Origin of the sequence: Blastococcus mobilis, assembly GCF_900188025.1 — a bacterium.
In the GTDB taxonomy this organism is placed as follows: domain Bacteria; phylum Actinomycetota; class Actinomycetes; order Mycobacteriales; family Geodermatophilaceae; genus Blastococcus_B; species Blastococcus_B mobilis.
In genome coordinates, this window is record NZ_FZNO01000052.1 from 1 (window position 1) to 11,481 (window position 11,481).

At 66.8% G+C, this 11,481-nt stretch carries 9 protein-coding genes and 1 pseudogene; 3 read left to right on the forward strand and 7 right to left on the reverse strand.

Going from position 1 to position 11,481, the window contains the following annotated elements:
• Positions 1-570: 570 nt before the first annotated feature.
• Complete coding sequence (locus CHB94_RS23755) at positions 571-840, forward strand: hypothetical protein (RefSeq protein WP_089339018.1); 270 nt, start codon at positions 571-573, stop codon at positions 838-840.
• Between the two features lie 107 nt (positions 841-947).
• Here CHB94_RS23755 and CHB94_RS23760 read toward each other — a convergent pair whose 3' ends face one another.
• The gene (locus tag CHB94_RS23760) at positions 948-4,037 is read right to left on the reverse strand and encodes a hypothetical protein (RefSeq protein ID WP_089339019.1); all 3,090 of its coding nucleotides are present in this window, start codon (positions 4,035-4,037) and stop codon (positions 948-950) included.
• A gap of 672 nt (positions 4,038-4,709) precedes the next feature.
• A pseudogene (locus CHB94_RS23765) lies at positions 4,710-4,904 on the reverse strand (transposase); the annotation flags it as partial.
• A 339-nt stretch (positions 4,905-5,243) separates the two neighbouring features.
• Between CHB94_RS23765 and CHB94_RS23770 the strand changes: the two are divergent.
• A protein-coding gene (locus CHB94_RS23770; RefSeq protein WP_089339026.1) for an IS3 family transposase occupies positions 5,244-6,436 on the forward strand; the annotation gives its coding sequence in 2 pieces (ribosomal slippage) (positions 5,244-5,550 and positions 5,550-6,436; 1,194 coding nt in all).
• 310 nt (positions 6,437-6,746) lie between these two features.
• On the opposite strand, the gene CHB94_RS23775 is transcribed toward CHB94_RS23770, so the two are convergent.
• From CHB94_RS23775 to CHB94_RS25505, 5 genes are all read right to left on the reverse strand, one after another.
• Positions 6,747-7,190: a hypothetical protein gene (locus CHB94_RS23775; protein ID WP_141137639.1), complete on the reverse strand. Its 444-nt coding sequence runs from the start codon at positions 7,188-7,190 to the stop codon at positions 6,747-6,749.
• 27 nt (positions 7,191-7,217) lie between these two features.
• Positions 7,218-7,793: a hypothetical protein gene (locus CHB94_RS23780; protein WP_089339021.1), complete on the reverse strand. Its 576-nt coding sequence runs from the start codon at positions 7,791-7,793 to the stop codon at positions 7,218-7,220.
• Between the two features lie 620 nt (positions 7,794-8,413).
• Positions 8,414-8,839 carry a hypothetical protein gene (locus CHB94_RS23790; RefSeq protein ID WP_089339023.1) on the reverse strand — a complete coding sequence of 142 codons (426 nt, stop codon included), beginning with the start codon at positions 8,837-8,839 and terminating at the stop codon, positions 8,414-8,416.
• A 438-nt stretch (positions 8,840-9,277) separates the two neighbouring features.
• Positions 9,278-9,610, reverse strand: coding sequence for a hypothetical protein (locus tag CHB94_RS23795; protein WP_089339024.1), 333 nt, complete (start codon positions 9,608-9,610; stop codon positions 9,278-9,280).
• A gap of 541 nt (positions 9,611-10,151) precedes the next feature.
• The gene (locus CHB94_RS25505; RefSeq protein WP_176445732.1) at positions 10,152-10,322 is read right to left on the reverse strand and encodes a hypothetical protein; all 171 of its coding nucleotides are present in this window, start codon (positions 10,320-10,322) and stop codon (positions 10,152-10,154) included.
• A gap of 146 nt (positions 10,323-10,468) precedes the next feature.
• Between CHB94_RS25505 and CHB94_RS23800 the strand changes: the two genes are divergently transcribed.
• Positions 10,469-11,449 (forward strand): pentapeptide repeat-containing protein, encoded by a 981-nt coding sequence (locus CHB94_RS23800; protein WP_089339025.1) that lies wholly within the window; start codon positions 10,469-10,471, stop codon positions 11,447-11,449.
• The last annotated feature ends 32 nt before the right edge of the window (positions 11,450-11,481 follow it).

Genomic DNA, 11,481 nt, shown 5'->3' on the forward strand with positions numbered 1-11,481 from the left:
AGTCAGGATCAGGCGAGACGACGGTGACAGCCTCAACGCTCAGCCGGGACCCCCTCGCCCACGCAACGGGCGAAGGTTGGCAGCCGCGGCACTAGCTAGACGCATGTGTCCTTAAAGGCGGCTTCGGGGCGACTTCAGGCGACCCTCGCGTTATGCCCTGCCACCAGGTCGCCGAGCGCCGCTGCCCGCTACAGCCGCATGCCGAGGGCCTCGGCGACTCGTCGGCGCCTGGCACCGTCCGCCCCAGGTTGGCCAGTGTCCAGGACACAGGGAGGACAACGGTCTAGCGGATCTCCGTTCCCAGGCCACGGCGTGGACCCTGTAGCAACCACCGTGCCTACCCATATGTTCATGTGTTTCAACTAGGGGGAGGACGCCTGAAGGTGTTCTGAGGGATTTGTTTAAGAAACTCAAGTGAAGGACGTCAATTGCCTCCGGAGTAGCGACTCCTCGTCCACCATCCTCGACGGCATGGCCTGTTGCTACCGGTGAGCTATAGCGTTTTTTCCGGTGTAGCACCACACGCCGGGCAGGTCGCCAGGCGCGTCCCAAAGCACTCGGAGGCTTCCGATGATCGGGTACGCCCTGCTTCCCTTGCTCGCGATTGCAGCGATGGAGATCGGCGCGACTATCCGTTGGTGGCGCTATCTGGCGTTCCTCAGGTGGCTTGTCGATGCACAGGGCGATGCTGGTGCACTGGACCACGCTGCGCTCCCGACGGTGGCCTTCCACGTCTCACAAGCCGCCAACCGCCTGTCGGACTGGCCGCCCATGACAAAGTTGATCACTAGGAAGAACCACCTCGCGGGCACCGGCGCGCACGAGCCCGGGCCACGATGAGCTGCTCGGCCAAATAGCTACCCACCACGAGGACCCTGGCCGACGCGCCCCTGGGCCGCTTAGGGACACACGGGGGCGACGACCGAGCCCGACACTGTCAGCGGAATTTAGTTCTCCGGAGCGGTGTCGAGGATGGATAGCAGGTTCCCCGAATCGTCGAGGCAGTCGAGCAGGTCCCGGTGTGGGACGTCGTCTTCGGCGTAGTGGTACCTGCGGGTGAGGAGGTCCCGTAGCGCGCCTTCGCCGGGCCTTTCGTTGCGACCACGCAGCTTCCACCTTTGAGCGACGGTGGCGGTCTGCATGACCATGCCGAAGTCGAGCTGGTCGAGTACGAGCTCAAGCGGCAGCCGGGGTCCGTCTGGCGCCTCTAGCTGGGTGCCGATTTGGCGGAGTTGCTGCGGGCTCACAGTCTGTGGAGCGAGGCCTTCCCACTGCATCCTCCAGTTGAGTCCGACGTTCACGATCGCGACCAATATCTGCCAGTCGAGCCAGCCATCCTCTCGGAGTCGAGCGACGGCCGCTCGGCCGCGGTCGTCCGCCAAGATGTCGGCGAGTGAGAACCTCCAGGCCTTATCTGCGACCTCGTACCGCTGGTGGATGAGTTCGAGCGCGTCCTCGCGATCGTAGTCGGGCCCTGCTGCCGTGGATGCCGCCAAGTGTTCGTTCTCAACAGGCTCGAACCCATCAGAGGACGACGGACGCTCGGCCGCCGCGCACCGCCCGTAGTGCTCCTCTGGCATGAGGTCTGCGGAGTCCTGATACGGCCGCGCCACCGTGACCTTGTGCGGAATACCGTCGCGCATCAGTGGCTCCAGGAGCGCGTGAAGCTCATCGGTAGGTCGCACATGAACCGGGCCAAGGAGCTGGAAGGAGGTCGCCACCATGGTTCGGGAGATCTCGTCGAAGTCCGACGTGACATCGGACAGTGTGATGCGTGCCTTGATTTCGGGCTCATAGTCGTCGATGTCGACATCATCGACGTGGTGTGAGGCGCCGGCTGCAACTTCGATGGACGCTCGAACAGTGGTCTTGATGATGACCGGGTCGAGTCGGGCGATGTCGGCGAGGAGGACCTGAAAGGCTGCACAGAAACCTTCCGCGGTCAGGACTGTGGTGCGGTTGTTGTCGAACGTGAAGACCCACCGGACGCCCAGTGCACGGAAGTCGATGGTGCGTCGCGGCCCCAGGTCGGCGAGCACAGGGCCCGCGAACTGCTCGTACGCGAGCTTCTGAAACTGCTCCTCATCTAGCGGCATGGAATCGTCTTGCTTGGAGGCCTGCTCGGCAAGGTACTCGTACCAACCGGTTCTAGGATGGGCCGCTTCAAACAAGGGCTCGAGTTCCGGCCAGAACTCGCGGACGGCAACAAGTTCCATCAGCTCGTTCAGTTCGTGCCTCTCCAACTCGGGGTGCTTGTCGTAGTCGAAGGGGTCAGTGGAGAGCGAGTTCTGGGCGAGCAAAGCGACCTCAGTCAGCTGCGCTGCGTCGACCCAACATCCCGTGGCCTGTGCGGCCCTTGCGGCCTCGAGAAGAGCCTTCGGAACGTGTGCCTTCACGGGGTCATCTGAGCTCTGGTTCGCCATCACCGCAGCGCTGCAGGCGTACATCTTGGCTGCGTAGGTCAGTCCCAGGTCGCGGTACAGGTTTCCGATGTAGCGCATCGTGAGTACCGACCCGAGTAGCGACTCGCCGTGGAACCAGTTCACCTTCGCGTTGTGGAACTCGGCCAATGCCTCGAGCGGTTTGCCTGCCTTAACGAACGCCACACCGCGGTTTCGGCACTTGTCCGCGGTCGCGGCGTCACCTTCCACGGCGGCGATCGCGGCGTCCAGCCCATCTCGGACCTTCGCGTAGTTCGACTGCGACGACAGAGCCGGCGCGAACATCGTGAAGACTCGACTGAGACTCCTGACCGAGTACGGGCGTGCGTTCGGAAGCAGGTCGACGAGCTGGTCGAGGTAGTTCATAGCGCCGGCGAGGTCGACGAAGTCGCCCTCGGCCAGGTAGGAGGTATCGACGTCGAACTCGTCGAGCTTGACGCCGACGTTCGCGGCGACTGCGACCGGCTCCGGGCGGCCGCGTTCTTCCTCAGCCTTCACCCATCTGGGCAGAAGGTGCAGGAACGCCAGGGTGCCGGTCAGCGACGCGGCGCGCACCGGGTGGGAGGAAACATCGGTGGCATCCAGTTCGGACACGACATGGATCCGCAGACGCTCGCCCGCCTCAGCAATCTCGGATGCTTCCGCTTGTGCGACGCCGGCGCTCCACATCACCCCCCAGTACGACGCGAGGGTCACGGCGTCATCGAGGATGTTCGGATGCTCACTTGAGCACGCGAAGATGATGGCGCGGTGGATGAGATCCTCGACTCCTGCTGCGACTCCCATGCCGCGGAACCGGGCCACTGACATCTCGTAGCAGGCCCGGAAGACCAGTTCGCTGTCCTCGCCGGCGTCGTCATCAGCGAGGAACGCGCCCATGAAGTCCAACCACTCGGGTAGGTCGGCGTTCGCTTCCCTGTCCCAGGTGGCGAACCGCAAACCCTCAGAGACCTCGCCCTGAGTCGCCGGAGTCAAGGCCGCTGGCCCACGGTTGCGGCGCAGATGCTCCAGCAACTCCTCGTACCACTCCGGGGCCGTGTCCCCCTTCGGCTCGGGCACCATCGAGGACGGCAACTCCAGGTAGTGCCGTGCTACCCATACGAGGTCGCGCTCGGCGAGCATCGTGGCGACCTTCATCCCGCTGAAGACGTTCAGCGTCACCCCATACGTTTCCCGCGCGATCCGTTGCAGCTCGTGAGTCGTCGCCTCCGGAATCGAGTGCACGCTGAAGAACGTGACGAGATCGACCGGCGCTGCCCCTTCAGCGCAGATTCCGGCAAGGTCCGCCAGTACCTTCGCCCTCAACCCCTCCCGCTGGATCGTGCATGCCACCACCACAGGTAACGCCGAAGCGGAAGCTGAAAAGCCGGCCGAGTGGGGCAGCTCGTCGGGGATGCGGGTGGTGTAGGACTCGGAGTCACGCTGCTGGTCGCCACCGGCACTGACCGGGCCGTTGGCGACGAGAATGTTGGCGCTGATGCGCTTGCGGGCGATGCGCGTGGCGATGTCCTCGAACTTGTGGTGTTCGTTGCGTTCAGCCAACTGGTTCAAGCGGTAGGCGATGAACGTCTCGAGCTCGGGGGTCTGTTCGCTCACGGAGCAATCCTCTCGTCCCATCCCGACGCAGCCGTCGCGATCCACATGTTCGACTCGCCGTGTCTCGGTAGCGGAGGACGTGCCAGGCGGGAGTGCCCAGACTTCAGTTGACTCCGTGGACCCCGCGGAGCTTGCGCCGGCGCAACAAGCTGCTGAAGCGGTAGAACAAGATCCTTCCCCGGGCAACAGCCGACTCCGCCGGCGACGTCCTCCCGTTAGGGACACCCAGTTAGAGGCCGCAGTCCCCTTCAGGAGGGACGCGGTCTGGAGCCGGTAGCTACATCCCTTGTCCGCGTTCACTGGCGGCCGCTAGGTTTTTCGCACCAAGCACGCACGGTGAGTGATCATCTGGGGGATGGCATGAGTGTTCGACGTTGGTCTTCGGCTGCTCTTCTCGGCCTGGGGCTGGTGGTTTTAGCCCCAGGCGCGGCCAGCGCTGACCCTCCGTCAACGACGCCCGGGCAGAGTGGCGAACAGGGCTGTAGGGAGAACGGGCAGGCCATCTCGGGCGCGGCCAGTGGTCCAGGGAACTTCGGCGAGATCGTCCGTCAAAACGCTCCGATCGCCGACAACAACGCGCAGTTCTTCGACGCTCTCTGCGACTGAATCTGCCGGAGGGTCGGGGCAACCAAGGGAGCCTTACCCCCTTGGTGCCCTTTCGGCTCTAAGAAGTCATTTCAGAACGACCGGTAATTGGCGGTAGCAGATCAGCGCGCAGGCCAGCCGGAGAAGCCCGAGATGGATGTCGGCTCGGCGTTCGTAGCGCGTGCGCAGCCGTTTGAAGGCGTGTAGCCAGGCGAAGCCACGTTCGACCACCCAGCGGTGTCGGCCCAGGCCGGAGCCGTGTGCGATCCCGCGGTCCGCAACATCCTGAATCGGCGCGGTGTCCACCGCCGGGGCGCCGGCGCCGCAGCACTGCGCGAACCGGGGTCCTGACAGGTAGGACGCAGGCGCCTGCACATCGTCGGCGTCAGGAGGGCATGGCCGCTGTGCGACGTCGGGCCAGTCGCATGAAGTAGCGGTGGCTCCCCAGAGACGTCAGCGCCGCGGCGTGCTCCATGCGGGAGAGCCCCAGCCGAGAGCCCATCTGGTCGTCGGCCGCGAGCGGCACGACGCCCGCCGCAAACCAGTACCGCGGGCGGCCAGCGCGAGGTCAATGCGACGGATAGGACACGGGGACTGCTGCAGCTTGAGTTGACACCGCTTCTGTGGGACGAGGTCCCGCGGAGAGGATGTCGCTGTGCCGAAGAAGTTCCGCCGGAGTTCAAGCGTGACGTCGTCCGGGTCGCCCGACGAGGTGACCTGAGCCAGGCCGAGGTCGCCGCCGACTTCGACATCTCGGTGGAGTCCGTGCGCCGTTGGGTCCGTCAGGCCGACATCGACGACGGCGTGGTGGACGGGCAGACCAGCAGCGAGCAGTCCGAGCTGGTGCAGCTGCGCCGCAAGCTCCGCCGGCTGGAGATGGAGAACGAGGTTCTGCGCCGGGCCGCGGCCTACTTCGCGCAGGACTCGCTCCCAAAATGAGCTACCCGCTGGTCCATGACCTGGCCGCCGAGGGCATCCCGGTGCGGCTGACCTGCGGGGTGCTCGGCTTCAGCCCGCAGGCGTACTACGCATGGCTGGCTGCACCCATCAGTCCGCGCGATCTCGAGGACGCCTACCTGAGCAACGCCCTGATCGACGCCCACAGCGACGACCCGGAGTTCGGCTACCGGTTCCTGGCCGACGAGCTGCAGCGCACCGGCCTCAGCGCCGGCGAACGTCGAATCTGGCGGCTGTGCTCGCAGCAGAAGCTGTGGTCAACCACGGTGCGCAAGGGCCGCCGGGGCAGCGGAAAGATGCCCGGCCCAGCCGTGCACGACGGCCACCTACAGCGGGACTTCACCGCCGCAGCGGCCAACCAGGTGTGGGTCACCGACATCACCGAGCACCCGACCGCCGAGGGGAAGGTCTACTGCTGCGCGATCAAGGACCTGTTCAGCAACCGGATCGTGGGCTACGCCCTCGACGAGCGGATGACCGCGCGCCTGGCCGTCACGGCGCTACGCACCGCGGTCGCCCGGCGCCGGCCCAAGGGAGTCGTCGTGGTGCACTCCGACCGCGGGTCGCAGTTTCGTGCCCGGACCTTCCGCGCGGTCCTGGCCGCCGCCGGGCTGCAGGGCTCGATGGGCCGAGTCGCCGCCGCCGGGGACAACGCCGCGATGGAGTCATTCTGGGCCCTGCTGCAGAAGAACGTGCTCGACCGGCGGCGCTGGCGCACCCGCGACGAGCTCCACAACGCAGTCGTGTTGTGGATCGAGCACACCTACAACCGACGCCGCCAGCAGCGCGCACTCGGCAAGCTCACCCCCGTCGAGTACGAACTTGCCTTCACCAGCCAGGCCGCTGTCGCAGCATGATCAGTCCCAACCGTCGTCAACCGAACCTGCAGCAGTCCCCACTCATCGGTCACCAGAAGCATGTGGTTGGGCAGCCGGCCGAAGGAGCCCTGCCGGTAGTTCGCCACCCCGAGGACGGTCGCGTGTGGCAGCAGACCGACCTCGTCGATGAGCCAGTCGTGCAGGCGCCCCAGGTTGTTCCGATGGGCGTTGCCGACCAGGCCGACGGAGGCGGTTGCGAAGTCCGAGCGAAGCATCCGGGACATGTGATCTCACGTTCGTGTCATGGATTGGGGAGTCGCAGGCTGCCGGCCAGAGGCCGCGCAACTGGTCACTCGTTGATGTCGGTGATGCCATTGCCATTGAGGTCTGAGCCCGGCCCGAAGCACTCTTCGACGGTGGCTGTGCCATCGGAGCAGCGAACCTCGAGGTCTGAGGAGACGTAGCCGTCATCCGCGCCGTTGTCGGCGTCACTGGTGGCGGCGGCCCGCCGGGCCGCCGCCGCATCCTTGGCCGCCTGCTGCGCTGCTGCTGCCGCTGCCTCGGCCGCGGCGCGCGTTTCCGCCTCGGCGGCGAGCCGTGCGGCTTCTGCACGCTGTGCCTGCACCACCGCACGGGCGGCTTGCTCGGACTCGACTTCCAGCCCGGAGGGGCCCACCCAGGCATATGTCTCCGACGGCGTGGTTGCCGCGGGCGCGGCAGGCTCGAATTCGGTGCTGCAGCCGGCGAGCAAGCCAACCGCGAGCACTGCGTGAGCGAGCCAGAGTGAGCGCATGAGCTGTACCCCGTGGCGCGCTGATCGTTAGAGCAGCGTCTCGACGTCGGTGAATGTGAAGTCTAGGTACACCTCGGGGTTCGGGTTGAACACCAACTCGAGCTCGCTCGGGTCGGGCACCGAGTAGTAGATCTTGTAGTCGAAGGTCGTTCCGGGCACGAGCCGTGCCGGCAGCTCGGTGTCCGGGCCGCCCACGGCGTAGTGGTCGGCTTGGAAGCCATTCGGGCCAGACAGCAATCTCGCGTTGGTGGTGTCGTAGTCTGCGAACTCGATGGGCTCGGCGCTGGTGTTCTCCCAGCGCGTGGTCAGAACGAGTGGCTGCTCGCCGTCGGCTTGCTGGCGAAAGACCTCCGGATCGGGCACCGCCAGCGACACGATCGTCACCTTGAGCCCGTCGGGGAACTCGACGAAGTTGCCTTCCGGCTCAGTGACCGATGCGGTGTAGGCCTCGGCCTCTCGCTTGAGGAGGTCGGCGTCCTGCTCGTCGCTGCACCCGTAGCCGACGCACTCATCCGATGCGCTCGCGGCGGCCCCCGGTGAGGTACCCGCATCGCCATCGTCGTTTCCGCAGCCTGCAAGAAGTAGTGCTGCTACTGCGGTCACCAAAGCCTGTCGACGCATCGCTCCCCATCCCCGTGTCGTGAATCGGAACCGTACTGGATGCGCTAACGGCGCCTTATCGCAGCTGCGTGCGTTCATCCGGGCTTTCCGTGGCCTTGCGGCGTAGCGCACTTGAGCGCACAGCGCTCGTTGGTGACGCGGACTCCTTACCGGAGTTGCATGCCGGCGAAGGGGACCGAAGTCACCTCCACCTGGCATTCGCAGCCCGGGGCCAGGGACCCGCACCCGGCGCCGTACGGCGCCAGCACCATCGGCGGAGCGCTCATCGTGCAGGAATTGCTCATTCTCCGCGGTCCGCAACATACTGGACCGGCGGGGCGTCCACCGCCGCGGCGCCGGTGCAGAAGCGCTCCACGAAACGGGGCCCTGACAGAGACGACGCTGGCGGCCGCGCAAGCAAGCCGGCGAAGCGGCCGTTCGGGCGCGTCTCCTGGCCGATGCAGTGGAAGAACGAACAGGACGGCTGCTACGTCTACAAAATGGACCCGACCGCGGCGAAGTGGTGGGAGGACGCCCGTCAGCAGATCGCCTGATCGAAACATCACCGAAACGCCCGCGGCCCGGGAGATCGGGCCGGGGCGCTTCCGCGGGTCGCCCCTGGCTCAGGACGTGCAGGTGTCGACCACGTCGTCGAGAGCCTCCCGGGTGGCGTCCAGAGTCGACGAGTCCACCGGCCCACCGCCATCGGCGGCAAGCTGCAAGTCGAAGAGCACGTCCCGCAGAGCCTTCGCGTCGTTCAGCAGCTCCGGATCGTCGATGTAACCAGCGGAGTCAGGCTCATCGTAGTTGGCGATCCGGGAGCTCAGCTCGCGCTCCGAGCGGCGGACAGGCACCTCGACGAAGGCGTAGGCGTCGCCTTCGGACGAGAAGTTGCCGTTGTTATCGATCAGCTCGTCGATCTGCGTCGATAGGTAACCGATCGATTCGTCCTCGTCCAGGACGATGCCGCACAGCTCCTGATCCCTGGCCGACAGGTCAGACCTGACGCCATCAGTGAAGAGGAAGAACGCGCCGACGACCAGCACCACGCACCCGGCGGCCGCGAGCAAGATCCGGCCGAGCGGGCGGCGTGAATGGCGGTGGCGCGGGGGCTGTCGTGAGGGGTAGGGGTGCTCCTGTGCCGACGAGGGCCAGTGGCTCTGCGGCGGCGGGCCGTACTGCGGCCGGCTCGGCTGGCCAGGTGGGTTATTCACGGCGCTCCCCGTCACGTCGCTGGTGCAGGGAAGCTACACGGCGCGGTATCGGTGTCCTAAGTTCCACACCCAGGAACCCCTCGCAGGGGTGCCTCAGTGGACCAGTTCTGACCCCGCAGGGACTCCCGGCCGTCGCTATCGGACACAGCACCCGTGCTGCTCGGGGTGTAAGGGTGACCGCGCGCGAGACGAAGCGGCACTCCGTACCCCCGGCGCTGAGCATCCTGCCCCGATTGCGCGCACCGGTGGAGCGAGGTCAGGCTGGTCGGCGACTCAGGGGTAGAAGGAATCCACGCCGGATGTGCCGTTGAGCGCTTCGTGCAGCTGAACTGCGGTGACGATGCCGATGATCAGCCCCGCGATCAGCCCCAGCACGGCCAGCACGGTGAAGAACACGAGCATCTTGCGGATCGACTCGGCCACTCGAGCCTGCATTGCGGTGTCGACGCCGAGCTTGTGCCAGTAGGCACCCGTCGGCCGGCCGTCATCGAGCGTGGCCGCGACGGACTCGGCGATCTCTCGACGGATCGCCTCGGCCACAGTAGTGGCGGCCTGGTCCCCGGCCGCGCCGGAGTTGCCCGCCGGCGTTGAGTTGTGCACGTCCACCGAATTCTCCCGTTCTGTGGTCGAACGTCCGCCGGACCGTAGTGGAGCCCTTTCCGCGGCCGGAAGACGAAGGCCCGGGCACTCCCCCACGGGAGGGATGCCGCCGTGCGTCTATGCAGGCGCCGACGGTGGCCATCTGCCGACGTCGGCCGCGCTCCTGACCGGGTCGCCGCGGGCGGGCACGTGCTCCGCCTTCGGTCTGGTGCGGATGCCCGGCGGGTACCGCAGGCCGCGCGATCGCCGGCAATGGGGTGCCACCGGCGCACCTGGCGGGCACCTCCCACAAGTCGGCGGGCCACCTCGGCGGCATGAAGAAACGGTGGCTCGCCAGAAACGTCACCTCCGCGGCGTGCTGCATACGGGAGCCCCAGCCGAGAGCCCACCTGGTCGTCTGCCGCGAGAGGCACGACGCCCGCCGTGCCCAGCACCGCGGGCGGCGAGCGCGAGGTCAAAGTGACGCTCAGGACACGCCTAGCTGGTGACTCACCTAGCCAGTTGCACCGGTGACGCAACAAGAGCCGCCCCGGGCGCGGCCGGCGGCTCAGCGACGCCCAAGAGCATGATCCACGTTCACCCCAGGGCTCTGCTCCCCCACCGCCGCGGTCACCGCCGGCCGCCCCGGCGAGCTGCCCTCCCGGTCGGCGAGCGACCGACGCCAGCCCTTGCGGGCCACGGCGATGACGTCACGACGGAACTCCGCCGGGTACGGCATGGGCATAAAGGCGGCTCAGGGGCCACCCATCGGCTAGGGCATAGGAGGCACCACGTCACCCATATTGGAGTGCCAGCAACAAGGATGACGGCGGACGCGGGTACAAGCATCCCCAGACCAGCGCGCGTCAGACTGCCGACGTGGAGATGTGGCGCGTCGTCGCTGGCCTGATACTGGCAGTGGTCATCGTCGCCGGGACCATGGTCATCCCGATACCGCGGCGATTGGCGAGCCTGGCAGCTCCCGCGGCGTTCTGGCGCCGAGAGTCGGTCCGCCAGCGTCTGCGGCAGCGTCGCCCGCTTCTTGTCATGTACGCCGGGCTTTTCGCCGTCGCCGCCCTCGTGCTCGTCCTCTGGGTGCTGCCATCGCTGCTCACCGAGCACCCGCATATCCCGAAGTCGGCGGACCGGCACCAGGCGATCAGCAACGCCCGTACCGGCTTGGCACTCATGTTGACCGCCCTCGGCGCCACGGGCGGTCTGGCCTACACCGCCCGCACCTACCGGCTTGGCCAAGATGCCCACCGACTCAGCCGGGAAGGCCATATCACCGACCGGTACTCCAAGGCTGTCGAGCAACTCGGCGACGAGAAAGTCGAGGTCCGTCTCGGCGGCATCTACGCCCTGGAACGCCTGATGCGCGACAGCCCTGCCGACCAGCCCACCATCATGGAGACCCTGGCCGCCTTCGTCCGCCAACACGCTCCGGCCGGCCCGCGGCCGCCCCTGCCCACGCAAGGTTCTGCCTCGTCGGCGCCGGATCATCCCGCCGAGGACGTGCAGGCGGGACTCACCGTGCTCGGCCGCCGACAGCCCGTGGACTCTGAGGGCCACATCGATCTGCAGCGCACAAACCTGGCCGGCGCCAACCTCCGCGGAGCAAACCTGGCTGGCGCCGACCTCAGCGGGGCCGACCTGGCCCATGCCTTCCTTTTCGCGACGAACCTGACTCGTGCCGAGCTCGTCGGGGCGAATCTGACTGACGCCTTCCTTCGCATGGCGAACCTGACCGGCGCCATCCTCGACGGGGCGACCCTGACCCACGGATCCCTCAGCGACACGCAGCTAGTGCCGCGGCTGCCAACCTTCGCCCGTTGCGTGGGCGAGGGGGTCCCGGCTGAGCGTTGAGGCTGTCACCGTCGTCTTGCCTGATCCTGACT

Coding starts and splice junctions, on each gene's coding strand:
- CHB94_RS23755 (WP_089339018.1), top strand. CDS start 571: ATGATCGGGTACGCCCTGCTTCCCTTGCTCGCGATTGCAGCGATGGAG.
- CHB94_RS25505 (WP_176445732.1), bottom strand. CDS start 10,322: ATGCCGTACCCGGCGGAGTTCCGTCGTGACGTCATCGCCGTGGCCCGC.
- CHB94_RS23800 (WP_089339025.1), top strand. CDS start 10,469: ATGTGGCGCGTCGTCGCTGGCCTGATACTGGCAGTGGTCATCGTCGCC.
- CHB94_RS23775 (WP_141137639.1), bottom strand. CDS start 7,190: ATGCGCTCACTCTGGCTCGCTCACGCAGTGCTCGCGGTTGGCTTGCTC.